Genomic DNA, 22,243 nt, shown 5'->3' on the forward strand with positions numbered 1-22,243 from the left:
GGCGGCGCGCCGGCTGCGGGCCCGGCGGCCGCCGGGCCGCCGAAGATGCGGGACATGATGTTGCGGAAGATGCTCATGGGTGGACTCCCTGGTGTGCCGGGCGGAACGGCGCCGCCCGCGCTCCGTTCCGCGGGCCGTCTTGCCCTTCGGCCCCGCTCTCCGCATCTATGCGCGCCAGACCCTGGGGAATGCCCGCGATGGACGTGATCTTCGACCCGACCCGCCAGACCGCCCCGGGCGGGGGTGCCGCCCCGGCCGGCGCCGCCGACCCGATCAAGGACGGCGACCAGCGGAGCTTCATGCAGGACGTTGTGGAGGCCAGCCGCCAGACCCCCGTCCTGGTCGATTTCTGGGCGACCTGGTGCGGCCCCTGCAAGACGCTGACGCCGACGCTGGAGAAGGTGGTCCGCGCCGCCCAGGGCCGCGTCCGCCTGGTCAAGATCGACATCGACAAGAACCGCCAGCTGGTCCAGCAGCTGGCGCAGATGGGGCTGCCGCTGCAGTCCGTGCCGACCGTCGTCGGCTTCGTGCAGGGCCAGATCGCCGACCTGTTCCAGGGCGCCCTGCCCGAGGGCGAGGTGAAGAAGTTCATCGAGAACCTGCTGAAGATGGCCGGCGGCCAGCTGCCCGGCGCCGACCTGCTGGCCGAGGCGAAGGCGGCGGTCGAGGCGGGGGACCATCGCGCCGCGCTCGAGCTCTTCGCCGCACTCGTCCAGTCCGAGCCCGAGAACCCGGAAGCCTTCGCCGGCCTGGCCCGCGCGCTGATCGCGCTGGGCGAGGAGGAGCAGGCGCAGGAGGTGGTGGACCAGGTCCCCGACAAGATCCGCGACCATGCCGAGATCGCCTCCGTCCGCTCCCAGCTCCAGCTCGCGGTGGAGGGGCGGAAGGCGCGCGAGAAGCTCGGCGAGTTCGAGCGGCGGCTGGCCGCCGACCCGGACGACCATGCCGCCCGGATCGAGCTGGCGGTGGCGCTGAACGCGATGGAGGAGCGGGGCAAGGCGGTCGATGCGCTGATGGAGGCGATCCGCCGCGACCGGGCCTGGGGCGAGGAGGCGGCGCGCAAGCAGCTGCTGAAGTTCTTCGAGGCCTGGGGCTTCGACGACCCCGCCACCCTTGCAGGACGGCGGAAGCTCTCCACCCTGTTGTTCCGCTAGTCCGCGGTCGGCCGGGGGGTCTTCCCCAAGGCGCGCATCGCGGGCGCCAACAAGGCCGGGCCCCGGGGCCCGGCTGAACGGGAGCCGATGCCCCCCTTCCATCCGGCCTTCGACGACCTGCCCGCGGAGATCGCGATCTTCCCGCTGTCCGGGGCGCTGCTGCTGCCCGAGGGCCGGCTGCCGCTGAACATCTTCGAGCCGCGCTACCTGGCGATGACGCAGGACGCGCTGGCGACGGGGCGGATGTTCGGCATGGTGCAGCCGGACCCCGCGCTGCCGCGGGGCGATGCGGGGGCGCAGACCTACCGCGTCGGCTGCCTCGGCCGCATCTCCTCCTTCGCGGAGACGGAGGATGGGCGGCTGCTCATCACGCTGACGGGCGTGACCCGCTTCCGCATCGCCGAGGAGATCGAGGGGCGGCGCGGCTACCGTCGCGCGCGCGTGGACTATGCGCCCTTCCGCGCGGACCTCGCCACGGGCGGGCCGGCGCCGAAGCTGGACCGCGCGGCGCTGGTCGCGGCGCTGCGCCCCTATTTCCGCGCCCGTGGGATCGAGGCGAACTGGGACGGGATCGACCAGACCGGCGACGCCATGCTGGTGACCACGCTCTGCATGGTCTGTCCCTTCGACGTGCGGGAGAAGCAGGCGCTGCTGGAAGCCGCGGGGCCGGAGGAGCGCGCGGCGATGCTGGTGGCGCTGCTGCAGATGGACAGCCACGGCGCGGCGCCGGAAGGGCGGCCGAGCTGAGGCTGCCCGCCACGCCAGGTGCCCCCGGCGCCGTCCCCCGCTTGCGGGGAAGGGCAGGGTGGGGGCATCAATCCGCCCAGCCATGCCCATGGAAGCGACGATGAGCGAGAAGAGCGAAGCCGGCGCGGTCGATCCGCGGCTGCTGGAGATCCTGGTCTGCCCGGTCACCAAGGGCCCGTTGCGCTACGACCGCGAGGCGGGGGAGTTGGTGAGCGAGAAGGCGGGCCTGGCCTATCCCATCCGCGACGGCATCCCCATCATGCTGCCGGACGAGGCACGGAAGCTGTAGGGTCCCCTCACCCACACGGTCCCTTCCCGCCTGCGGGAAGGGGGAGCAGCGCATGCCCACCCCGACCGAGATCCGCCTGAACCGCGCCGAGAAGGTGCTGCATGTCGTCTTCGACACCGGCGAGGCCTTCGCCCTGCCGGCCGAGTATCTGCGCGTCGAGAGCCCGTCCGCCGAGGTGCAGGGCCATGGCCCCGGCCAGCGCGTCATCGTGCCCGGGCGGCGGCATGTCGGCATCATGAAGGTGGAGCCGGTGGGCAATTATGCCGTGCGCCTGGTCTTCGACGACCTGCACGACACCGGCATCTATTCCTGGGACATCCTTTTGCGGCTGGGGCGGGAACGGGCGGAACGCTGGGCCGAGTATGAACGCGCGCTGGCCGCCAAGGGGCTGAGCCGCGACCCGCCGGCGCGGCGCCCCGCCGGCGCCTGACCCCCGCCGCGCCTTGACGGCCGCGGCCCCGCCGCCACCTGCCCCGGCGTGACCGCCGCCCCCGCCCTGCTCGCCCTACTGGTGACCCTCGTCCTCGGCGTGGTGGTCGGGGTCGGGCATCTCGGCCGCAGGCGGTCGCGGGGGCTGGTGCGCGCGCATCTGGTGGCGGCGCTGGCGGCCACGGGGCTGGTGGCGCTGCTGCTGCTTGCCGGTCCCCCGCCGCGGCCGGGTGCGCCGCCCGGTTGGGTCGTGCTGGCGCTGCCCGCGGCGGCGCTGGCGGCGGGCTGGGGCGCGCTGCGGCATGTCCGGTCCCCCCGTGGTGCGGAGGCGGTGCTGGCCGCGCATGCGCTGGCCGGTGTCGCCGGGTTCCTGGTCTTCCTGGCCTGGATCCGCACGGGCTGACCGGCCTCGCGCGGTTTCCACAACCGGCGCGGGCGTTGCCTATTCCGCTGGCGCCCGCGCTCCGCTAGCTTCCCACGCGGCCAGGGTCCCGAGAGGCCCGCCCGGAAACGACAACCGCCAGGAAAGACCCATGCCGATCAACGTGACGGTCAACGGGCGCCCGCACGCGCTCGACATCGACCCCGAGATGCCGCTGCTCTGGGCCATCCGGGATGTCCTCGCCCTCACCGGCACCAAGTATGGCTGCGGCATCGCGCAATGCGGCGCCTGCACCGTGCTGATGGACGGCACCGCCATCCGGTCCTGCGCGACGCCGGCTTCGGCCGCCGACGGGCGGGAGGTGACGACCATCGAGGGCCTCCACCCCGAGAACCGCCACGCGCTCCAGCAGGCCTGGATCGACGAGCAGGTGCCGCAATGCGGCTACTGCCAGTCGGGCCAGATCCTGGCCGCCGCCGCGCTGCTGACGGTGACGCCGCGCCCGACCGATGCCGACATCGATGCGGCGATGGTGGGCAACATCTGCCGCTGCGGGACCTACCCACGCATCCGCGCCGCGATCAAGCGCGCGGCCGGCACCGGCGCGTGAAGGGGGAGGGACAGGCCATGACCATCGCTCTCGAACGTCGTTCCCTGCTGCGCGCCGCCGGCGCGCTGGTGATCGGCTTCAGCGTGCCGCTGCCGGCGCGCGACGCCGCCGCCCAGGCCCGCCCGCCCGTGCAGCCGCCCGCGACCGGCGGGCAGGGCACGCTGACCGCCTATCTCTCCATCGCGCCGGACGGGGCCATCACGCTGTGGTCGCCGACCACCGAGATGGGCCAGGGCACCTGGACCGCCCATGCGGCCATCGTCGCCGACGAGCTCGGCGCCGACCCCGCGCGCATCACGGTGGAGAACCCGCACCCCGATGCGCCCTATCGCCGCGATGTCGGTGCCGGGCCGGCCATGGGCTCCGGCGGGTCCTGGGGCGTGCGCTACTGGTTCGAGCCGCTGCGCCAGGCCACCGCGCGGGCGCGGGTCGCGCTGATCCAGGCCGGCGCCGCGCGGCTCGGCGTGCCGGCGGCGGAGCTGGTGGCGGAGGACCACCACGTCCTCCACCGCGCCTCGGGCCGGAAGCTCGGCTTCGGGGACCTGGCCGCCGCGGCGGCCGCGGCGCCGCTGCCCGAGACGGCGCCGCTGCGCCCGGCGGGCGAGCTGAAGCTGATCGGGCGCGGGATGCCGCGCATCGACATCCCGGCCAAGACGCATGGCGGCGCGATCTACTCGATCGACTTCCGCCTGCCGGGGATGGTCTACGCCTATGCGAAGCTGAACCCGGTCTTCCGGGGCGAGGCGGAGGGCTTCGACAAGGCGTCCGCCATGGCGGTGCCGGGCGTGATCGACGTGGTCGCGATCCCCGGCGGCGCGGCGGTCGTCGCCAGCTCCATGTGGGCGGCGATGCGCGGCGGCGCGGCGCTGAAGGTCACCTGGAAGGCGACGCCGCATGACGGCCTGACCAGCGAGGCGATCAGCGCGACCATGCGCGACGGCCTGGCGCAGCCGCAGGGCGCGGTGGCGCGCAACGACGGCGACGTGGAGGCGGCGCTGCGCGGCGCGGCGAAGGTCGTCGAGGCCGAGTACGAGGTCCCCTTCCTCAGCCACACGCCGCTCGAGCCCTACAACATCAACGTCCGCATCGACGGCGACCGGCTGGAGATCTGGGGGCCGTCGCAGAACCAGGACCGGCTGGTGAACCGCGTCGTGCGCGACACCGGCTGGGACCGCGACAAGGTCCGCTTCCACACGATGATGCAGGGCGGCGGCTTCGGGCGGCGGCTGTACGAGGACATCCCCGGCTCCGCCGTCATCGTCGCGCGCGCGGTCGGCCGGCCCGTGAAGCTGTTCTGGTCGCGGGAGGACGAGATCGGCCAGGGCTGGTACCGCCCGGCGCAGGCGGCGCGCTTCCGCGCGGCGCTGGACGCGCAGGGCAAGGTCACGGGGCTCTGGGTGCGGACGGCCGGTACCTCGATGAACCGGGACTTCAACAACTTCCAGGGCGACCTCGACGCCAGCTCGGTGCAGACTCTGAACGACACACGCTACCGCACCGGCGCCTATCGCGTGGACTATGTGCGCCGGCAGGTGCCGGTGCCGACCATGCCCTGGCGGTCGGTCGGCGCGACGCAGAACGGCTTCTTCATGGAGTGCTTCCTGGACGAGCTGGCGCAGGCGGCCGGCAAGGACCCGGTGGCGCTGCGGCGGGAACTGCTGGCCCATGACCCGCGGGCGCTGAACGTCGTCAACACGGCGGCGGAGAAGGCGGGCTGGGGCACCCCGCTGCCGGCCGGCCGCGCGCGCGGCTTCGCCTTCGTCGAGAGCTACGGGTCGCTCTGCGCGCAGGTGGCCGAGGTCTCGATCGAGAACGGGCGCCCGCGGGTCCACCGCGTGGTCGTCGCGCTCGACTGCGGGCGGCAGGTATTGCCCGACGGCGTCCGCAGCCAGATCGAGGGCGGCGTGATCCAGGGGCTGTCCACCGCGATGGGCGAGAAGATCGTGATCGAGGGTGGGCGCGTTCGGAACGCGAATTTCGACGGCTACGAGGTGCTCCGCACCGACGAGGCGCCGACGCGGATCGAGGCGCATGTGATCGAGAGCGGAGAGCGCATGGGCGGCGTCGGCGAGCCGCCGGTGCCGCCGATCACCCCGGCGGTGGCGAATGCCGTCTCGGCGCTGATCGGGCGGCGGGTGCGCAGGCTGCCGCTGGTGGACGGCATGCGGGCCTGACACGAAGGGCCGGGAAGGGCGGTGCCCTTCCCGGCCCTCACGCCCCGCCCGCCCGCTTCGCGCCCCGCAGCGCGAGGAAGGTGCCCACCCCCACCGCCGCCATGGTCAGCGCGGTGCCGATCCCCGCGCCGTGCTCGACCAGGCTCACCAGGAAGGTCATCGCCGCGCCGAACCCCATCTGCGAGGCGCCGACGAGAGCCGAGGCGGTGCCCGCCAGTTGCGGCCGCACGCTGAGCGCGGCGGCGATGGCGTTGGGCTGCGTCATGCCGTTGCCGATGGCGACGATCCCCATCGGCAGGAAGAACATCAGGATGTGCGGCGGCGCCAGGATCATCGTCCCCAGCGCCAGCACCGCCCCGCCGGTTGTGATGGCGGTGCCGAGGGTGAGCATCCGAACCACGCCGAGCCGGCGCGACAGCACCCCCGCCAGCCAGTTCCCCAGCGCGAACAGCACCGACATGGCCGCGAAGGCCAGCGCGAAGGAGACCGGCGAGTAGCCCATGCCCTGCACCACCACATACGGCGCGCCGCCCAGGAAGGCGAAGAAGACGCCGGTGGAACAGGCCGTCACCGCCGCATAGGCGCGGAAGGCCGGCACCGCCCAGAGGCTGCGATAGGCGGCCCAGATCGCGAAGGGGCCGGGCAGCGGTTGCGGCGCCGGCAACGTCTCCGGCAGGCGCCGCCAGGCCATCAGCGCCAGCGGCAGGGCGAAGGCCATGCAGGCCACCATGCCCGCCCGCCAGCCCAGCCACTGTTCCATGACGCTGCCCAGCACCGGCGCGACCATCGGCGCGATGGTCATGCCCATGGTGACGTAGCCCAGCACGCTGGCCGCCTGGTCGCGCGGCCAGGCGTCGCGGATCACCGCGCGGGCCAGCACCACCCCCGCACAGGCGCCCAGCGCCTGCGCCACCCGCGCGACGACCAGGAAGCCGATGCCCGGTGCCAGCGCGCAGGCCAGGCTGGCCAGCACATGCAGCGCCAGCCCGCCCATCAGCAGCGGGCGCCGCCCGAAGCGGTCCGACAGCGGCCCGTAGAACAGCTGCCCCACCGCGACGCCGATGAGGTACAGCGTCACCGTCAACTGCACGGTGGAGGTCGGCGCGCCGAAGTCCCGCCCGATGCCCGGCAGCGACGGCACCAGCACCTGCATGGTGAAGGGGCCGAGCCCGATCATGCCGACCAGCAGCCAGATCGCCGGCCGCGGGCGCGCTCCGGGCGTCAGCGCGGGTGGCTCGCGCTGCGGCGCGGCGGAGGATTGCTGGTTCACGGCGCATGATTGTAGGGACGGATCGCGGATCCCACAGGCCGCGATGATCGCAGGTCCCCTCCGCGCGGGGCGGGATGCGGATCACGGAGTCGCGAATGGGCAGCGCGGCCGTTGCAATCCGCGACCATTCGTCATCCCCAGTGGAGTTCCGGCATGGCATTTTGTGCGCCGCAGCATGTCGGACCGCATCATGTCGAAAGCCCTTATTTTCCGCCTGCATCGCTGGGTCGCGCTGGCCTTCGCGGCGCCGCTGCTCGCGGTGATCGGCTCCGGCCTGGTGCTGAGCCTGGAGCCCGCCCTGAAGGCGGCGGCGCCGGCGGGGACGGTGACGCTGGCGCGGCTGGAGGCGGTGCTGGACGCGGCGGGCCCGGCGGCGCGCAACGCGGCGCTTTCGGTGCAGGCGCATGCGGGGACCGTGACGCTCGGCGGGCGCGGCGCCGCGCAGGTCTTCGACCTGGCCACGGCCACCCCCGCGGCCCCCGGGCCCTGGCCCGGCATCTTCGCCACGGCGCGGCGCCTGCACGAGACGCTGCTGCTCGACCTCGGCTGGCTCGTCACTGTCTCCACCGCGGCGCTGATCCTGCTGGCGCCGCTCGGCTTGCTGCTGGGCTGGCCGAGGTTCCGCAACACGGTGGGCGGCTGGCACCGCGCGACCGGCTGGCTACTGCTGCCGCTGCTGGTGGGCAGCCCGCTGACCGGGCTCGCCCTCGCGCTCGGCCTGTCCTTCGCGGCCCCGGCGGTGCCGGCGGCGGGCCCGGCGCCCGAGCTGCGCACCACGCTGCGCTGGGTGGCGGAACGGCACGGGCTGGACGGGCTGGACTGGGTGCGCCCGCGCGGCGGGGCGACCACCCTGCGGGTGCTGGACGCCAGCGGCACCTCGATGGTCTACCGCGTCGGCGCGGAAGGGGTGGTGGCGCAGCCGCGCCCCTGGATGCGCGTGCTGCATGAGGGGACGTGGCTCGGCATCGCCGGGTCGGTCGCGAACCTCGTCGCCTCCGCCGCCCTGCTCGGCCTGCTCGGCACCGGGGTCTGGATCTGGCTGCGGCGGATCCGTCTCAAGCGCCGGGCGCGGGCGGCGGCGCTCGCGGCGTAGGGGCCCGCGTCGCTACCAGCGCAGCCCGGACAGGGCCGCGACGGGGCGCACCCCTTCGGCCGCCGCGACCTCGGCCAGTCGCTTGCCTTCCGGCGTCTCGCCATGGGCATGGGCCGCGAGCCCGGTCAGCGCCCAGACGGCGTCGATCCCCGCCGCCTGCGCGCCGGCCAGGTCGGTGTGCGGGCTGTCGCCGATGGCGACGACGCGCGCCGTCTCCGCGATGCCAAGGAGGTCCAGCACCGGCGGATAGACCGCCGGGTCGGGCTTGCCGATCTCGGTTGCGCGTGGCCCGCCGAGTTCGGCGTAGAGATCGGCCAGCGCGCCGGCGCAGATCACCCGGTGCTCGCCCACCATCACATGGCGGTCCGGGTTGACGCAGAGCATCGGCAGGCGTCGCGCCGCGCAGGCTTCCAGCGCCGGGCGATAGGGCCCGACCTCGCCATTGCCGCGTTCCGGGTCGGGGCCGGTGTTCAACACGAAATCCGCTGCGTCCGGCGCGCCCACCAGCTCGACGTCGAGCCCCTCGACGGTGGAGAGGTCGCGCTCCGGCCCGATATGCAGCGCGCGGCGGCCGAAGCCGTGCCCCCCGCGCAGCATCCGCCATGCCAGTTCGCCGCTGGTGATGGCGCCGTCCCACAGGGCGGGGTCAAGCCCCATGCCGGCCAGCAACGCCTCCACCACATGCGCGCGGCGGGGCGCGTTGGAAAGGAAGCACACGCGCTTGCCGCGCGCCTTCAGCCGGCCCAGCGCATCGGCCACGCCGGGATAGGGGCGACGGCCGTCATGCACCACGCCCCAGAGGTCGAGGATGAAGCCGTCGTAGCGGTCGGCCAGCGGGGCGATTCCGCCGAGGATGTTCACCGGATGTCGACCCCCACGCAATCCGCCACTTCCCGGAAGCCGTCGCGCCGCAGCAGCGCGGCCAGTTCGCGCCTGATGCGCGGGACCAGCGCCGGGCCCTCATAGGCGAAGGCGGCGTAGAGCTGCACGAGCGAGGCGCCCGCGCGCAGCTTCTCGTAGGCATCCGCGCCGCTGCCGACGCCGCCGCAGCCGATGAGCGTCAGGTTGCGCCCGCGCGACAGCCGCGCGACGCGCTTCAGCATCTCGGTCGACAACGCGCGCAACGGCGGGCCGGACAGGCCGCCGGTCTGGGATTTCAGCGGGGAACGCAGCGGCGCCGGCCGCGCGATGGTGGTGTTGGAGACGATCAGCCCTTCCACCCCATGCGCGATCGCGGCTTCCACCACCGGCTCCACCGCGCCGGGCGCGAGGTCGGGGGCGATCTTCACAACGATCGGCGGGCGCGGGCCCGCCAGGCCGGCGCGGGTGGCGGCGAGGGCGGCCAGCACCTGGCGCAGCTGCTCCTCGCCCTGCAGGTCGCGCAGGCCGGGCGTGTTGGGGGAGGAGACGTTGACCGCGACATAGTCCGCCACCGGCGCGACCGCCGCATACAGCGCAGGGTAGTCGCGGAAGGGGTCCGCCTTCTCCTTGTTGATGGCGATGTTGGCGCCGAGCACCGCCGGGCGGGGCCGCGGCAGGGCGTTCAGCCGCGCGACGAAGGCGGCCAGCCCCGCATTGTTCATCCCCATCCGGTTGATGACGGCGCGGTCCTCGCTCAGCCGGAACAGCCGCGGCTTCGGGTTGCCGATCTGCGGCCGCGGCGTGACCGACCCCGCCTCGACGAAGCCGAAGCCGAGCCGCATCAGCGGCCCGATCGCGACCGCGGACTTGTCGAATCCCGCCGCCAGCCCGACCGGGTTGCGGAAGGGGATGCCGAAGGCGGTGGTCGCCAGGATCGGGTCGTCGGCGCCGCGGTCGGCCCCGGCCAGGCCGAAGCGCAGCGCGCGCAGCGCCAGGTCATGCGCGCGTTCGGGATCGATGCCGCGGACCAGCGGCATGAGGATGGAGGCGATGCGGGGGGTCATGCGGGCCGGGCTTGTGCCCGGAACCCGCGGCGGCGACAAGACGAGGCGACGACGGAGGATGGATTGCTCGGGCCGGCCTTGATGCTTGCGGGAATCGGCCTGTTCGGGCTGCTCGATGCCAACAGCAAGCTGCTCTCGGCCGAGTACGGCGTGTGGCAGGTGCAGCTGGTGCGCTTCGCCACGATCCTTTCCGGCGTCGCGCTGCTGCGCGCCGTCCGGCCGGGCTGGGGCGGGCCGCTGTCCACCCGCTTCCCACGCCTGCAGGCGGCGCGGGCGGTGGTGATGCTGGGCAGCGCCACCTTCTTCTTCCTGGCCTTCAGCCGCCTGCCGCTGGCGGAGGGCTACCTGGTGTTCTTCACCTCGCCCTTCATCGTGCTGGTCTTCTCCGCCCTGTTCCTGCGGGAGCCGCCGCCGGCGGCGGCCTGGGTCTGGTGCGGAGTCGGCTTCGCGGGGGTGGCGGTCGGGCTCGCGCCTTCCCTGCTCTCGGGCGGCACCGGCGCGCCGCTGATGGGCTACGTCTTCGCGTTGTGCGGGACGCTCTGCTACTCGGCCGTCTTCGTGCTCAACCGGTCGCTGCGGCACGAAGGGGGCATCGCGCGGGTGCTGGTCTGGCCGGCGCTGCTGGGGCTCGCCGTCATGCTGCCGCTCGGCCTGGCCGACTGGCGCGCGCCGTCGGCCTTCGCGCTGGGGCAGATGGTGGTGAACGGCTTCATCGTGGCGGCCGCGACGGTCTGCCTGGCGGAGGCGTTCCGCCACGCGGCCGCCTCGCGCCTTGCGCCCTTCGGCTATTCCGGCCTGGTGTGGAGCCTGGCCTTCGACCTCGGCATCTGGGGCCATGCGCCGGGGGGCGCGATGCTGGCGGGCGCGGCGGTGGTGATCTTCGCCTGCGTCATGAGCGAACGCGCGGCGCGGCGCTAGCCGGCCCGGTCAGGGGATCCCCTCGGGGAAGTCGTGGGTCCCGTCCTCCCGCATCGGCAGGCGCGTGAAGGACAGCACGGCCGACAGCGGCAGCGGGCCGTGGAGATGCGGGAACAGCCCCGGGCGCGACCCGCCCGAGGCCGGCTCCCACCGCAGCGCGGCGCCGAGCCGGCCGGCATCGGCCTCCACCAGCACCAGGTCGGGCTCGCCCCGGCGGTGCTTCGCCGCGCTCGCGCGCAGCTGCGCGGCGGTCGAGAAGTGCAGGAAGCCGTCGCGCCGGTCGTCGGCGCTGCCGCGGTATTCCCCCGCGCGTTCCGCCGCGCGCCAGTCCTCGCCCCGGACCAGGGTGTAGATGCTGCGTTCCATGCGGGACGCTATCCATCGAGCAGGCGGTAGAAGACAAGCCCGCCGAGTTCCGCCGTCGGCACCTGGCCGACCGCCCAGCGCGGCAGCTCGTCGGCCGCGTGGTAATGGGTGGCGCCCTCGGTTGGGTCGGGCAGCAGCCCGGCCATGGCGCGCGCGGCGATGCGCCGGCAGGCCGGGAAGGCCGCGTCCGCCTGGGTGTCGCATTCGGCCAGCGCGGCGTGGCGGGGGTGGCGTGGCTGCCAGCAGGCGAACTGGAAGGGCGCGCGGCACACGCCGGCGACGCCCTGGCCCAGATGCGCCAACCCGCCGGCCCGCGCCGCCAGGCGGACGCGCGTCATCACCACCGCGGCCACCGCCTCCATCGCCCGCACGGGGCGACCCGCGGCCTCGCCCCACAGCGTCAGCGCCAGGATCTCGGCGCCCGTGGCGGCGCGGCGCATCGGCAGGATCGCGGCGCTCATGCCCGCGTCTCCGCATCGCCGCGGGCGGCGAAGCCCATCTTGCGCGTCCCCAGCGCATGGCCCGAGACGGCCTGCGCCGCGGTCGCGGCGCGGCTCACCTCGTCCAGCTTCTCCTCGATGCGGATCAGCTGCAGCGACAGGCGCGAATCGAGGTCGCGGATCAGCGACAGCGGCACATAGGTGCGCGCGACCTCGAGCTTGAACTCCGCCAGCTCGTCGCGTGGCGGGGCGCCGGGGGCGGAGGGCGGGGGGTCCTGCCGCGCCGCGAGGTCGCGGCGGAGCTGGACCACCATCCAGAGCAGCGCCAGCGCCAGCGGCGCATCGGTCAGCGCCGAGACGATGGGGGCGGGGATCTCGGGAAGCATCCGTGTCACTCCTTGAAGCTGTTGCGGCGCGGCGCCACCCTTGCGGGCGACGCAAGCACTGCCGGAACCGATGTGGAACGAGCCCTACCTGGAAACCTGCTGCCGTTCGGCGCTGCACCGGCTGACGCTGGTGGAGGCGGCCGGCCGCCCCGACGGGCTGAAGGACGGCCCCTGCCTGGAACGCCTGTCCGGCATGGGCCTGGCGCGCCGCCGCGGTGACGGGCGCTTCGAGATCACGGCGGCCGGCCAGGACCGGCACGCGGCCGAGATCCTGAAGCGCGCGGGCTGAGCCGGCCTCAGCCCCCGCGCCAGGGCAGCGTGGTCGCGCGCGGGGGCGGGTGGATGGGGAAGCGCACCGGCTCCGCCAGCAGGCAGCCGGCCAGCGCATCCAGCGCGTCGTCGTGCAGCCCCGGCGCATCGGGCCGCCAGGCCGCCATCTCCTGCGGGAAGCGCGTGCGGAACACGCTTTCATGCGCCGACAGGCGCCGCGCGGCCAGCACCGGGTCGAGCGCGCCGAGGATGCGGTCCGACTTGGCCGCCCGGCTCGTCGCCTCGTGCACCGCGCAGGGGAAGCCGATGCGGGAGAGCTGGTTGCGCAGCAGCCCCGGCAGGAAGCGGCCGAGCCCGTTGGTCTCGACCCGCAGCGCCGGAAGCAGCAGGTCGCGCGCGATGGCCGCGACCTGCCGGCACTGCTGCGTCGCCGCGTCGTCCTCGGCGCCCGGATCATGCGTGATGTAGGCGACGCGGTGCAGGTAGTGGCGGCCCAGCCCATCCGCATAGGTGGCCGCCAGCACGCTGGCATCGCCGGTGCCGGGGCGCCCGAAGGCCGGGTCCCACCAGCCGCCGCCCGAGACCAGCCGCGTGCCCATCAGCGTCAGCACGCCGCGCCCGTTCGCCTCGCGGTAGTCGGGCTCGGCCAGGTAGCGGGAGATCAGCGCGGGGTCGAGGCGCATCGCCTCCTCCGCCACCGGCTCCAGCAGCATCTGCCGCCGGAAGGCGAGCGGGCCCACGCGTTCGCGTAGTCGCGCCACCCCCTCGGGCGGGAAGCGTTCCGGCCAGGCGCTGGCGCCGGCTGCGTCGAGCAGCGGCACGACCAGCCGCCGGTAGCCGGGCAGCGCGCCCTCCGGCCCCTCGGCGTAGAGGCTCTCGGCGCAATGCGGCGTGCCGACGAACAGCATCGCGCCCCCGGGAACGAGGACGAATTCCGTCTCCGTCAGCCTCTCCCGCAGCTCCGCGCGCTTGCCCGGCGTGTCGCAGTTGCCGGCCACCTCGACATCGTCGCAGATGATGAGGTCGGCGCGCGCGCCGGTGATGTTGCCGCCGATCCCGGCGGCCATCATGGAGGCGTCGCGCAGCACGGAAGGCCGCGCCACCGTGAAGCGGTCCGACGCCCAGTCGCCCTCCCCGTGCTCCGGCAGCAGCGCGCCGCAGAGCGGGTGGCGCGCCAGGATGCGCCGCACCTGCGCCACCATGCGCGTGGCCAGCGCGTGGTCCGCCGCCAGCACCAGGATGCGCGCATCCGGCGTGCGGTACAGCGTCCAGGCGCAGAACAGGCCGACGAGGGTGGACTTGCCGCTGCCGCGGAAGGCCATCAGCAGCCGCCGCCGGTCGCCCTCCCGCCCGGAGGCCTCGAGCCAGCGCAGCACGCGCCGGTGCAGGGCGGGCGTGCCGAGGCCGGCGGCGCGGTTCCAAATCCAGGCGAATTCCAGCAGGTCAGCCGGTCGTTGCGTCACCATCCTCCTCCTTCGCCATGCGGGCGCGCGTGTCGGCCAGCACCTTGTCCACGCCGGACTGCACCGCCTCCGCCGTCGCGTCGCCGGCGAGGAGGGAGGTCAGCTCCGTCAGGTGGTGCAGCGCCACCAGCCCGGCGTCGTGGCGCGCGCGGAAGGCCTTGCTGTCGCCCGGCTGCTCGCCCTCGGGGTGGCTGTTGACGAAGGCCACGTAGTCCTCCGCGATCGGGCCGATCGCCTCGGCCAGCTTGTCCTTCGGCACGCGGCCGGCCGGGGACGCCGGCTTGCGGCCGCGCCTCATGCCTTCACCACGCGCACGCGCACCGTGCCGCCGCCGAGGTCCACCGCCGCGCCGCTGCGGTTCCAGGCCGTCACCGTCACCACGTCCTGCGCGCCGATCTGCGCGAGGAAGACGACGCCGGAGGTCGAGAGCGAGAAGGCAGCCTGCGCGAAGTCCCCCGGCCGCGCGCCGGGCAGGGAGACGTTGAGCTGCGCGCTGCCCCCCGCCGCGATGGAGGGCGGGTCCCAGGCGGCCTCCGCCACCATCTCCCGCACGCCGTGCCGCAGGTCGGGCAGGCCGTAGAGCAGGGCGGGCGCGTGCCGTGGGTCGCAGTGCAGACGCATGGCGCGCAGCTCGTAGTCGGCCGACAGCCGCGCGAGCCCGATCACCGCATAGCCGACGGCGGGCGAGAGCCGCACCGCCTGCAGCCGCGTCAGCCCGGCATCGTCCATGTCCGCATTGCCCTGCCACCAGCGCGCCGTCGGGTTCCAGGACACCGACTGGCCGGAGGCCAGCACCGCCTGGCCGGCGGCATCCGTCAGCAGGTTCATGTTCGCGTCGAAGGCCATCACCATCAGCCGAGGCGCATCGGCATCGACCGACAGCGCGAAGTCCTTGCACCGCCGCGCATCCACCACGAAGCCCAGCGCGCGGCCGCCGGTCAGCGTCACGCCGCGCGCGGTCAGCGGCAGCTGGTCGAGCGCGGGGAAGGCGAAGTCCGCCAGCACGGACGGTGTGCCCGCGACGTTGGAGGACAGCACGGCCAGCTTCTCGAATCCCGTTTCCGTCGCGTTCCAGCGTATGGCGGCGGCACGCAGGTTCGGCACGGAGGCGACCTCCCGCGTCGCCTCGCGGTGCGGGCCGGCCTGGTGGGTGGCCCGGACGACGCCGCCGAGCCGCGTCGCCCCCGCCGCGTGGTCGATCTCCACCGCATAGCCCTGCGACGCCCATGCGACCTCGTACAGGTGGTCCTGCGCGCCGGCGGTGTGGCGCGCGACGAAGGGCGAACAGCCCTCCATCCGCAGCGCGCGGGCGATCACCGCGCGGCTGTTGACCTCGCACAGGAAGGGGATGCCGGAGATCGGGCGGCCTTCGGCATTCAGCTCGAAATTCGGCGCGTCGAAGACATGGCGGTTGTGCGCGACATAGGCGCCCGGCGCGGCGGAGAGGCGGATGCCGAAGCGGTCCCTGCCGGTGTGGACCGTGCTGCCCACCGCGAAATGCCCGCCATAGTAGCGGATGGAGGTGTTCCACGCCCCCGCCGTCGCCGCCCGCACGTCGAGCCCGATGCGGTTGTTGACGAAGCGGCCGAGCAGCAGGGTCGTGTCCTCGAATCCGCGCCCGTCGCCCAGCGTGCGGACCCCGATGGTGAAGCCCGTCACCTCCCGCAGCTCCACCAGGCTGGCGTCGAGGTTGCGCAGCAGCACGCCGATGTCGCCCTCGCTGTCCCAGTCGGACTGCGCGGCGCGCAGCACGGCGAGGCCGGTGAGGATCTTGTTGGCGTTGCGCGCCGTGCCGCCATCCCCCACCGTCAGCGCCGCCTGGCCACCCGGGCCGGCGTAGAGCAGCGTCCCGCGCATGACGAGCCCGGCCGCCGCGCCGGGCAGCACCAGCGGCTGCGTCGTGCGGAACACCCCCTCGCCCAGCAGCAGCACCTTGCCCGCTGCGGCGGCGGCGTTCATCGCGGCCTGCAGCGCCGGCCCGTCATCGGCCACGCCGTTGCCGCCCGCGCCGAAGTCGCGGGCCGACAGGCGTTCGGCCATCTTGTCCTCGACCGTGCGCGGGATGGCGCCGGGGAAGGGCGCCGTCAGCTCGCCCGACTGGCGCGGGAAGACGGTCACCTCGCCCGAGGCATCGAAGCCCAGCAGCCGGTTGGCGCGCGCCGGTCGCAGCGGCAGCGTCAGCCGCCCGCCGACCTCGGCCGGGTCCTGGCGCAGCGCGGTCGCGATCTCCTCGCGGTGCTCCTGCAGCACGGCCACCAGGCGGTCCAGCTCGTCGTTCAGCGTGCGGGCGCGCAGCACGCCGTTGTCCTGGAAGTCGGTGTTGCGCTCCACCCGCACGCGGCGGCGGAGCGTGACGCCCACGCCCGCCGCCGGCGCGGCGGCGAGGATGGCGCTGCCCCCCTCGCTCAGCCCTGCGCCGGCGACGGCGTAGCCACCCGACAGCGTCACGCCGTCGACGCGGATCTCGAGGTCCTCGGGGTTGAAGATCGGGAAGGGGAAGGGAAAGGCGGTGCGGGCGCCGTCACCCAGGTACTGCACGCGCGGCGCGACGTCGCCGATGCGGATGTGCTCGGCCATCTGGGGCTCCGGGTTCGGGGTTCGGTCAGTCGAGCAGGCTGCGCAGGCTGTTCCCGAAGGAACCGCCCGCCCGCAGCCAGGTCGTGAGGGAGCCGTCGGGGTTGAGCAGGCTGCGCCGCCCCGCGGAAAGCCGCGCCGCGGCGACCGCGTCGTTGTCCGCCTGCGCCGCCGCCGCATCGCGCGCGAGGCCCGAGACCAGCGCGACGCCCGATCCCTCGTCCGGCGCGACGCCGCCGGCGGCCAGCCGCGCGCGGGCGGATGCGATGGTGCCGGCAAGGCGCGCATCCCGCGCGCGCGTGTCCGCCGCCTGCTGCACCGCGGCCTGCGCGGCGCGCGCCGCTTCCTGCGCGCGCGCGCCATCCGCCTGCTGCTGCGCCACGGCCTTCTGCGACTGCGCCTGCCGCGCCGCGCCGTAGAGCGTGGCGCCGGCGCCGAGCACGGCGGCGATCGGGGCTAGCTGGGCCATCAGTCGGTCGTCCTCGTGTCGGTGGTGACGGAAAGCAGCGTCAGCGGCAGCGGCGTGCTGCCCTCGACCCGCCAGAGCGGAGCCAGCGCGTCCCGCCGCCAGCCGAGGCCGCGCAGCGCGACATCGCCGGTGAAGGGCTGCGGCGGCGCGTCCAGCACCGCCGTGCCGAAGCGGCGGAACGGCACCGCCTGCGCCCCGCGCCCGAGATCGACCTCCAGCGCCGGCGTCGCCAGCAGCCGGAAGGTCGCCGAGACCAGGCGGACCGGCGCCGCCGCGGCGCCGGATGGCGTCGCAAGGGACAGGGGCAGCGGCTCGATCACATGGCGGAAGGGCAGGCCGGCCTGCACCGAAGCGGCGGGCGGGTCGAGCGTGACGGCGCCGCCCGCCACCGCCCGCGCCGCCACCGGCGCGCCATCGGCCAGCACGCCGACCTCCCGCCCCTCGAGGTGCGACAGGCCGACCCAGCGGTCCTGCGGCGCGGCGGCGCTGCCTGCCAGCGCGGCGTCGAAGCCGGCACCGGCGTCGAAGCGTTCCAGCCGCATGCGGCCGCCGCGCTCCACCGCCACGAAGACCCGGCCATCCGTCTCCGCCACCGCGCGGAAGGCGCCGTCCGTCTCCTGCCGCGTCCAGGCGATCACCTGTTCGGCGCGGTAGAGCGTCAGCGTGGCCATGCTGCCATCCGCCATCACCACATGCAGCAGGCGCAGCAGCTGGTCATAGGCCATCGACACGGGCGCCTGCACCAGGTGCCGCGCGACCAGCGCCAGGTCGTTCGCCTGGTAGGTGTCGGCGACGTCGGTATAGGCCAGCTCGGTGATCCCGCGGCCGGAGCGCGCGGCGAAGATGGTCGCGCCGTCCACGTCGACGGGCGGCACCATCCGGTCCACCGGGCTGCCGACCCGCGTCTGCCGGTGCAGCTGGATGGAGGAAGGCGTCAGCGGGTCGCCCGTCACCATCCATTCCGCGCCGGAGGTGAAGACCTGCAGGTGCCGGCCGGAGAAGAGGCCCCGGATCGCGTTCACCTGGTCCGACATCAGCGAGAACTCGATCCCCTCGTCGTCGAGCCCGGTGCCGGGGTCGAAGCTGTGGAAATCCCCGGTGCGCGACAGCCAGAGCCGGTTCGGCAGGTCGCGCGACCCGCCGAGCACCAGCCGGTCCTGGTGGAAGCAGGCGCAGACCGGCCAGCCGCGCGCCCAGCTGAAGGCGTGCTCCTCCCAGTCCGTGGTCACGCCCGCATCGGGCAGCGGCGTGCCGAGCGTGGCGGTGACGCTGCGCGGCCCCGCCACCGCGGTCACCACCGCGTAGCATCCGCGCACCTTCAGCGTGACGTTCAGGTGCTGCGCCGTGAACACGTCGGCATCGGCCCACAGCGTGATGCTGCCCGCGGTGCCCGACGGCGTCAGCGCCACGCCCGGGGCGAAGCCGTGAAAGGGCATGCTGGGGATCGCGAAGTCGGCCAGGCTCCAGGCCGCGTGGCTGCTGCGGGTGATGCTGCGCGGCGGCATGTCCGGGTGGAACAGCAGCAGAGTGTCCGCGCTCTGCGTCCAGGCCAGCTGCGGCAGCATCTGAGCGGTCCAGGGGCCGGGAATCCAGGCGACATGCGCGTCGCCCATGAAGACATCCATCCAGCCGGGCGAGAAGACGAGAAGGTAGGTCTGCTCGGTGTTGAACTCGAAGGGCACGAGCCGGACCGGCGCGCCGATCTCGGCGATGTGCAGCAGGCCCGGGCGGCGCGCGACGCCGCCGGTCGGCTGGATGACCACGTTGCGCAGCCGGCGCGCGCCGTTGTCGTAGGCGCGCAGGTCGCCGCGGCCGAGCAGCTCGGGCGCGAGCTCGCCGGAGGCGAAGCTCGACTTCACGCGTCGCGTGGCGGCCATCGCTCAGCCCCTCGCATCGACCAGGGGGAAGCCCTCGATCGCGCGGGGCGTGTCCTGCTGGCTGTCCACCAGGCGCGCGGACCGCAACTCCTGCTCCGCCATGCGGAACAGCATCTCGGCACGCGACGCGCTCTCTGTCAGCGGCAGGCAGAACTCGGCGGCGAGCCGCGCGACGAGGCAGGCGGCGAAGAAGGGCGGGAAGGCGCTCTCGTCGGGACGGAAGACGTAGGTCAGGGTGACGGCCTGTGCATCGGCGTGCAGCCGGTCCTCGTGGATGCGGTAGGGCAGGCCGCGCCCGCGCCCCCCGCCGCCGGCCGACAGCGCGCGCAGGAAGCCGGGAGGAAGCTGGAAGGCCTGGCCGAAGTCCGCATGCGGCACCGCGGCGAGCCGCGCGAGCGCTGCCTGCCCGGTGGCGAAGGACCAGGGATGCGCCGACAGCAGCGCATCGCGCGTCGCGGGATAGAGGTTGGCGGCGACCTCGGCTTCGGCCGTGCCTTCGTCGAGCGAGGCCACGGGCTGCGCGCCGATCCGCAGCAGGGCGCGCGAGCAGAGCGCGAGGGCGGTGAGGGCCATCGGGGGATTCCGCATCGGCGCCCTCCCCCGCATGCGGGGGAGGGCTGGTTGTGGGAAGTGGAAGGCGCGCGGCCATTCCGCCGCGCGCAGGCGCCGGGCTATTCCGCCGCGCGCATGCGCACGACCCCGAAGTCGTCCACCAGCACCGCGCCCTGGCTCATCATGTTGGAGACGAAATGCGCCGCGCGGTCGCCATGCCAGGTGATGTCGGTGGAGATCTCGGCCGCCGCCGCATGGCCGATCGCGGTGCGGTGGTAGAAGTAGCAGTAGCGCAGCGCGCCGGACCTGGTCAGGCCGGAATGCGGCAGCCACAGCGCGCCGAGCCAGCGCTTCGCCTGCGTCCCCTTCCAGGGCAGCGCGTCGTCGCCGACATACTCCGAGGAGGCGAACTCCTCGATCTCCAGCAGCTGGCTCCACTGCTTCCAGCCGACCACGGCATAGCGCTGCCCGTCATCCGGCACGTCGGCCGCGCCCATCATCTCGAAGGCCAGCAGCACCTTCTCCTTCGTCAGGCCGGAGCTGTCGGTGGTGCCCGGCGCGGTGCCGATCGCCTCGCGCGTCGCGGTGTCGAGGGCGGCGATGATCAGTTCGTCGGACTTCCGCCCCAGCGCATGCGCGCCGGCATTCGCCACCACGTCACGCTCGTCCACATTGGTCTTCAGCTCGTCCAGCCGGTCGATCCAGTCGCCGGCGTAGTAGTCCTGCAGCACGCACTCCACCTGCGCGTGCTCCAGGTTCATCACCGGCACGGTGCCGTGGCGCGTCTTCGCCGCGGCGGTGCCCTTGCCGACCTTCGGGAAGAAGGTGCTGGTGCCGGTCACGCCGGTCTTGCTGCGCACCGTCGGGCGCAGCTTGGAGCCCTGGCGCTGGTAGGCCTCGTGGACCTCGGCCTGGAACTGCTTGGTGAAGACGGCATCGACCTGGGTGCTGGTGGGCATCGCGCCCTCCTTCATGGCTGTGCGGTTGCGATGGGCGGCGCGCGGCCGGTTGTCCGCGAAGGGACCGGCCGCGCGCGGCGGTGCCCGCAGGCCCGGCGCGCGGGTTGGGTGCGGGGGGAAGGGGTGCGGGGCGGATGGGAGGCGGGGCTCGACCATCCGCCCCGCGGCCGCCGCGTGGCGGGGGCGTCACGCGGCGGCGCCGGCCGGCGGCGCGGGGCGCTGCACCGGCCGGGAACGGGGGCCTATCCGCCGACCAGGCGGCGGAAGCCCTCGGTGACGCGCTGCACGAAATCGGGCTCGCGCGTGCGCCAGTAGCGGGGGTCGCGCATCATCCTGCGCAGCTCCGCCTCGTCCGGCGCCGCATCCGCCGCGCCGTCGCGCGACAGGGGCGGGTCCTTCGACTCCATCATCCGGTGCAGCGCGACCACGCCATCGGCGGTGGAGGACAGCGCCGTGAACACCGCCTCCGGCAGACTCGCCCGTCCCCAGGCGGACAGCTGGGCCGCGACGCGGCGGAAGCGTTCCTCTCCGCCGAAGCGCGCATGCAGCTTCTCCCGCTGGCGGTCGGCCTCGAACTCGGCGGCGGCCTCGGCGATCAGCGGCAGCAGGCGCTCCCCGGCCAGGTCGTAGACAAGCTGCGCCTGGCGCGGTGTGAAGCCGGCCTCGTGCAGGCGCCGGTTCACGTCCGGATCGGGCCCGCACATCTCGTGGCAGGGCGTGATCTCGTAGCCCTCCGGCGTCTCCGGCACGCCCATGGCGCGGCGCCAGCGCCGCCGGTCCTCGTCCGGCGCGTCGTCGCCGGGCGGCGCGATCCGCTGCGACAGGCGGCGCTCCAGCTCCAGGTAGGACTTCAGCAGCGCATCGACGCGCACCGCCTTGCCCTCCGCGTCCCAGAACTTCTCCGGCACGGCGGCCGGACGCGCGTCGCTCGGGCCGGCATCGCCGGTGGTGTCGAGAAGATCCTCGGGCATGCCGTGGTCACTCCTGGCTTCGGGGTTGGGGGTCTGCGGGACGCAGGATCTCGGCAGGGGCGCCGAGGGTGCGGGCCAGCCAGCGCGCGGCGGCGCCGGCATCGACCGCGGCCTTCGCCTCCCCGCCGAGCGAGGCCGCGGCCTGCAGGAACAGCAGCGTGTCCGCCGCATCCGCGCGCGCCTGCACGCGCGCCAGGGGCGAGGCGTAGACCAGCTTCACCTCCTGCCCGCCGGCCAGCAGGCGCGGGATCTCGCCGCGCCGGCGCAGCAGGGCCATGCAGCGGGCGATCAGCGGCGTCAGCAGCTCGGCCTGCAGCCGGCCATAGGTCGCGCCCAGCAGGCGCGACGTGCCGGCGGCGCGTTCCAGCACCTCGGTCGCGGTCATGCCCGCCTTGCCCGCCGCCTCGATCCGGTCCGCCAGCAGCGCGGTGCGGATGCGCGCGCGAAGGTCACCGAGCACGAGCTGCGAGACGTCGAAGTTGCCCGGCGCCGCCAGCGGCGTGAGCCCGGACGAGCCCGGCGCCTTCGGGATGATCGCCCCCGGCACCAGGCGGATGGTGGCCGGGTTCAGCACGCCGTCATCCTCGGCCTGCCAGATGCCGGTGGCGGCGATGGAGGCGTTCTTCAGCACCAGCTCCACCACCTTGTTGGCGGTGCGGATGTCCGGCAGCGCCTTGGCGACGGGGCCGCGGCCATAGGTCTCGCCCGGCAGCTTCAGCCAGCGGAAGGCAATGAACGGGTTCTCCGCGAAGCGGCCCTCGGCCAGCAGCACCGGTGCGCCGTCCTCGGCGTCGAGCACGGCGGCGAAGGCGTGGCCGGCGCGCGGGTCGGGCCAGGCGGCCTCCACCACCCGCAGCCGGGCCGGCGCCTCGTCGCGCTTCGGCGCTGGCAGCGGCGCCTGCGGCCAGCGCGCGCGGATCTCGGC

25 protein-coding genes are annotated in these 22,243 nt (G+C 74.3%); 10 read left to right on the forward strand and 15 right to left on the reverse strand.

The features are described 5' to 3' along the window. The first annotated feature begins 197 nt into the window (after window positions 1-197). The 7 genes from ACK8OX_RS24400 (at window position 198) to ACK8OX_RS24430 (ending at window position 5,785) form a co-directional block, all read left to right on the forward strand. Window positions 198-1,154: a tetratricopeptide repeat protein gene (locus ACK8OX_RS24400; protein ID WP_430666911.1), complete on the forward strand. Its 957-nt coding sequence runs from the start codon at window positions 198-200 to the stop codon at window positions 1,152-1,154. 87 nt (window positions 1,155-1,241) lie between these two features. Then, a complete protein-coding gene (locus tag ACK8OX_RS24405) occupies window positions 1,242-1,901 on the forward strand; it encodes an LON peptidase substrate-binding domain-containing protein (protein WP_430666887.1) in 660 nt (219 codons plus the stop codon). A gap of 100 nt (window positions 1,902-2,001) precedes the next feature. Continuing rightward, window positions 2,002-2,190: a Trm112 family protein gene (locus ACK8OX_RS24410; protein WP_430666888.1), complete on the forward strand. Its 189-nt coding sequence runs from the start codon at window positions 2,002-2,004 to the stop codon at window positions 2,188-2,190. 52 nt (window positions 2,191-2,242) lie between these two features. After that, window positions 2,243-2,620 (forward strand): gamma-butyrobetaine hydroxylase-like domain-containing protein, encoded by a 378-nt coding sequence (locus ACK8OX_RS24415; protein WP_430666889.1) that lies wholly within the window; start codon window positions 2,243-2,245, stop codon window positions 2,618-2,620. A 48-nt stretch (window positions 2,621-2,668) separates the two neighbouring features. Beyond that, window positions 2,669-3,022 (forward strand): hypothetical protein, encoded by a 354-nt coding sequence (locus ACK8OX_RS24420; protein WP_430666890.1) that lies wholly within the window; start codon window positions 2,669-2,671, stop codon window positions 3,020-3,022. A gap of 130 nt (window positions 3,023-3,152) precedes the next feature. Continuing rightward, window positions 3,153-3,611: a (2Fe-2S)-binding protein gene (locus ACK8OX_RS24425; RefSeq protein ID WP_430666891.1), complete on the forward strand. Its 459-nt coding sequence runs from the start codon at window positions 3,153-3,155 to the stop codon at window positions 3,609-3,611. A 17-nt stretch (window positions 3,612-3,628) separates the two neighbouring features. Next, entirely contained in the window at window positions 3,629-5,785 is a 2,157-nt protein-coding gene (locus tag ACK8OX_RS24430; protein WP_430666892.1) for a molybdopterin cofactor-binding domain-containing protein, read from the forward strand. A 37-nt stretch (window positions 5,786-5,822) separates the two neighbouring features. Here ACK8OX_RS24430 and ACK8OX_RS24435 read toward each other — a convergent pair whose 3' ends face one another. Then, window positions 5,823-7,055, reverse strand: coding sequence for a multidrug effflux MFS transporter (locus ACK8OX_RS24435; RefSeq protein ID WP_430666893.1), 1,233 nt, complete (start codon window positions 7,053-7,055; stop codon window positions 5,823-5,825). A 175-nt stretch (window positions 7,056-7,230) separates the two neighbouring features. Here ACK8OX_RS24435 and ACK8OX_RS24440 point away from each other — a divergent pair, with 175 nt between their 5' ends. Then, window positions 7,231-8,148, forward strand: coding sequence for a PepSY domain-containing protein (locus tag ACK8OX_RS24440; protein WP_430666894.1), 918 nt, complete (start codon window positions 7,231-7,233; stop codon window positions 8,146-8,148). 12 nt (window positions 8,149-8,160) lie between these two features. Here ACK8OX_RS24440 and ACK8OX_RS24445 read toward each other — a convergent pair whose 3' ends face one another. Together ACK8OX_RS24445 and ACK8OX_RS24450 are read right to left on the reverse strand one after the other, a co-directional pair. Then, window positions 8,161-9,009 carry a TIGR01459 family HAD-type hydrolase gene (locus ACK8OX_RS24445; RefSeq protein WP_430666895.1) on the reverse strand — a complete coding sequence of 283 codons (849 nt, stop codon included), beginning with the start codon at window positions 9,007-9,009 and terminating at the stop codon, window positions 8,161-8,163. Further along, window positions 9,006-10,073 carry a quinone-dependent dihydroorotate dehydrogenase gene (locus tag ACK8OX_RS24450; protein WP_430666896.1) on the reverse strand — a complete coding sequence of 356 codons (1,068 nt, stop codon included), beginning with the start codon at window positions 10,071-10,073 and terminating at the stop codon, window positions 9,006-9,008. The genes ACK8OX_RS24445 and ACK8OX_RS24450 overlap by 4 nt, the downstream gene beginning before the upstream one ends. Before the next feature lie 81 nt (window positions 10,074-10,154). Here ACK8OX_RS24450 and ACK8OX_RS24455 point away from each other — a divergent pair, with 81 nt between their 5' ends. Further along, entirely contained in the window at window positions 10,155-10,991 is an 837-nt protein-coding gene (locus ACK8OX_RS24455; protein WP_430666897.1) for a DMT family transporter, read from the forward strand. Between the two features lie 9 nt (window positions 10,992-11,000). Here ACK8OX_RS24455 and ACK8OX_RS24460 read toward each other — a convergent pair whose 3' ends face one another. Genes ACK8OX_RS24460 through ACK8OX_RS24470 form a run of 3 tightly spaced genes read right to left on the reverse strand, consistent with a single transcriptional unit; the run spans window position 11,001 to window position 12,183 of the window. Beyond that, window positions 11,001-11,357, reverse strand: a complete 357-nt coding sequence (locus tag ACK8OX_RS24460; RefSeq protein ID WP_430666898.1) for a DUF952 domain-containing protein — start codon at window positions 11,355-11,357, stop codon at window positions 11,001-11,003. Between the two features lie 8 nt (window positions 11,358-11,365). Continuing rightward, on the reverse strand, window positions 11,366-11,818 hold the full coding sequence (locus ACK8OX_RS24465; RefSeq protein ID WP_430666899.1) for a cell wall hydrolase: 453 nt from the start codon (window positions 11,816-11,818) through the stop codon (window positions 11,366-11,368). After that, a complete protein-coding gene (locus ACK8OX_RS24470; protein ID WP_430666900.1) occupies window positions 11,815-12,183 on the reverse strand; it encodes a hypothetical protein in 369 nt (122 codons plus the stop codon). The genes ACK8OX_RS24465 and ACK8OX_RS24470 overlap by 4 nt, the downstream gene beginning before the upstream one ends. 70 nt (window positions 12,184-12,253) lie before the next feature. Between ACK8OX_RS24470 and ACK8OX_RS24475 the strand changes: the two genes are divergently transcribed. Next, entirely contained in the window at window positions 12,254-12,472 is a 219-nt protein-coding gene (locus tag ACK8OX_RS24475; RefSeq protein WP_430666901.1) for a hypothetical protein, read from the forward strand. A 7-nt stretch (window positions 12,473-12,479) separates the two neighbouring features. On the opposite strand, the gene terL is transcribed toward ACK8OX_RS24475, so the two are convergent. The 9 genes from terL to ACK8OX_RS24520 all read right to left on the reverse strand — a co-directional run. Further along, window positions 12,480-13,919: a phage terminase large subunit gene (terL, locus tag ACK8OX_RS24480; RefSeq protein ID WP_430666902.1), complete on the reverse strand. Its 1,440-nt coding sequence runs from the start codon at window positions 13,917-13,919 to the stop codon at window positions 12,480-12,482. Beyond that, window positions 13,897-14,214 (reverse strand): hypothetical protein, encoded by a 318-nt coding sequence (locus ACK8OX_RS24485; RefSeq protein WP_430666903.1) that lies wholly within the window; start codon window positions 14,212-14,214, stop codon window positions 13,897-13,899. The genes terL and ACK8OX_RS24485 overlap by 23 nt, the downstream gene beginning before the upstream one ends. After that, entirely contained in the window at window positions 14,211-16,493 is a 2,283-nt protein-coding gene (locus ACK8OX_RS24490; protein WP_430666904.1) for a phage tail fiber protein, read from the reverse strand. Before ACK8OX_RS24490 ends, ACK8OX_RS24485 begins: the two co-directional genes overlap by 4 nt. Before the next feature lie 25 nt (window positions 16,494-16,518). Beyond that, on the reverse strand, window positions 16,519-16,959 hold the full coding sequence (locus ACK8OX_RS24495; RefSeq protein ID WP_430666905.1) for a hypothetical protein: 441 nt from the start codon (window positions 16,957-16,959) through the stop codon (window positions 16,519-16,521). Next, on the reverse strand, window positions 16,959-18,836 hold the full coding sequence (locus ACK8OX_RS24500) for a hypothetical protein (protein WP_430666906.1): 1,878 nt from the start codon (window positions 18,834-18,836) through the stop codon (window positions 16,959-16,961). Before ACK8OX_RS24500 ends, ACK8OX_RS24495 begins: the two co-directional genes overlap by 1 nt. 3 nt (window positions 18,837-18,839) lie before the next feature. Further along, window positions 18,840-19,409 carry a hypothetical protein gene (locus ACK8OX_RS24505; protein ID WP_430666907.1) on the reverse strand — a complete coding sequence of 190 codons (570 nt, stop codon included), beginning with the start codon at window positions 19,407-19,409 and terminating at the stop codon, window positions 18,840-18,842. A 98-nt stretch (window positions 19,410-19,507) separates the two neighbouring features. Continuing rightward, complete coding sequence (locus ACK8OX_RS24510; protein ID WP_430666908.1) at window positions 19,508-20,347, reverse strand: phage capsid protein; 840 nt, start codon at window positions 20,345-20,347, stop codon at window positions 19,508-19,510. Window positions 20,348-20,589: 242 nt separating this feature from the next. After that, on the reverse strand, window positions 20,590-21,318 hold the full coding sequence (locus tag ACK8OX_RS24515; protein WP_430666909.1) for a capsid assembly protein: 729 nt from the start codon (window positions 21,316-21,318) through the stop codon (window positions 20,590-20,592). Window positions 21,319-21,325: 7 nt separating this feature from the next. Next, on the reverse strand, window positions 21,326-22,243 hold a 918-nt coding region (locus ACK8OX_RS24520; protein ID WP_430666910.1), incomplete at its 5' end, for a portal protein.

Origin of the sequence: Falsiroseomonas sp. CW058 (assembly GCF_050563535.1) — a bacterium.
Lineage (GTDB): Bacteria > Pseudomonadota > Alphaproteobacteria > Acetobacterales > Acetobacteraceae > Falsiroseomonas.

What these genes read in the sequence shown, in the direction of transcription:
- ACK8OX_RS24450 (WP_430666896.1), bottom strand. Translation starts at nt 10,073, where the DNA reads ATGACCCCCCGCATCGCCTCCATCCTCATGCCGCTGGTCCGCGGCATC.
- ACK8OX_RS24510 (WP_430666908.1), bottom strand. Translation starts at nt 20,347, where the DNA reads ATGCCCACCAGCACCCAGGTCGATGCCGTCTTCACCAAGCAGTTCCAG.
- ACK8OX_RS24440 (WP_430666894.1), top strand. Translation starts at nt 7,231, where the DNA reads ATGTCGGACCGCATCATGTCGAAAGCCCTTATTTTCCGCCTGCATCGC.
- ACK8OX_RS24430 (WP_430666892.1), top strand. Translation starts at nt 3,629, where the DNA reads ATGACCATCGCTCTCGAACGTCGTTCCCTGCTGCGCGCCGCCGGCGCG.
- ACK8OX_RS24455 (WP_430666897.1), top strand. Translation starts at nt 10,155, where the DNA reads ATGCTTGCGGGAATCGGCCTGTTCGGGCTGCTCGATGCCAACAGCAAG.
- ACK8OX_RS24485 (WP_430666903.1), bottom strand. Translation starts at nt 14,214, where the DNA reads ATGAGGCGCGGCCGCAAGCCGGCGTCCCCGGCCGGCCGCGTGCCGAAG.
- ACK8OX_RS24500 (WP_430666906.1), bottom strand. Translation starts at nt 18,836, where the DNA reads ATGGCCGCCACGCGACGCGTGAAGTCGAGCTTCGCCTCCGGCGAGCTC.
- ACK8OX_RS24415 (WP_430666889.1), top strand. Translation starts at nt 2,243, where the DNA reads ATGCCCACCCCGACCGAGATCCGCCTGAACCGCGCCGAGAAGGTGCTG.
- ACK8OX_RS24465 (WP_430666899.1), bottom strand. Translation starts at nt 11,818, where the DNA reads ATGAGCGCCGCGATCCTGCCGATGCGCCGCGCCGCCACGGGCGCCGAG.
- ACK8OX_RS24400 (WP_430666911.1), top strand. Translation starts at nt 198, where the DNA reads ATGGACGTGATCTTCGACCCGACCCGCCAGACCGCCCCGGGCGGGGGT.
- ACK8OX_RS24490 (WP_430666904.1), bottom strand. Translation starts at nt 16,493, where the DNA reads ATGGCCGAGCACATCCGCATCGGCGACGTCGCGCCGCGCGTGCAGTAC.
- ACK8OX_RS24460 (WP_430666898.1), bottom strand. Translation starts at nt 11,357, where the DNA reads ATGGAACGCAGCATCTACACCCTGGTCCGGGGCGAGGACTGGCGCGCG.
- ACK8OX_RS24505 (WP_430666907.1), bottom strand. Translation starts at nt 19,409, where the DNA reads ATGGCCCTCACCGCCCTCGCGCTCTGCTCGCGCGCCCTGCTGCGGATC.
- ACK8OX_RS24495 (WP_430666905.1), bottom strand. Translation starts at nt 16,959, where the DNA reads ATGGCCCAGCTAGCCCCGATCGCCGCCGTGCTCGGCGCCGGCGCCACG.
- terL (WP_430666902.1), bottom strand. Translation starts at nt 13,919, where the DNA reads ATGGTGACGCAACGACCGGCTGACCTGCTGGAATTCGCCTGGATTTGG.
- ACK8OX_RS24405 (WP_430666887.1), top strand. Translation starts at nt 1,242, where the DNA reads ATGCCCCCCTTCCATCCGGCCTTCGACGACCTGCCCGCGGAGATCGCG.
- ACK8OX_RS24515 (WP_430666909.1), bottom strand. Translation starts at nt 21,318, where the DNA reads ATGCCCGAGGATCTTCTCGACACCACCGGCGATGCCGGCCCGAGCGAC.
- ACK8OX_RS24425 (WP_430666891.1), top strand. Translation starts at nt 3,153, where the DNA reads ATGCCGATCAACGTGACGGTCAACGGGCGCCCGCACGCGCTCGACATC.
- ACK8OX_RS24410 (WP_430666888.1), top strand. Translation starts at nt 2,002, where the DNA reads ATGAGCGAGAAGAGCGAAGCCGGCGCGGTCGATCCGCGGCTGCTGGAG.
- ACK8OX_RS24470 (WP_430666900.1), bottom strand. Translation starts at nt 12,183, where the DNA reads ATGCTTCCCGAGATCCCCGCCCCCATCGTCTCGGCGCTGACCGATGCG.
- ACK8OX_RS24475 (WP_430666901.1), top strand. Translation starts at nt 12,254, where the DNA reads ATGTGGAACGAGCCCTACCTGGAAACCTGCTGCCGTTCGGCGCTGCAC.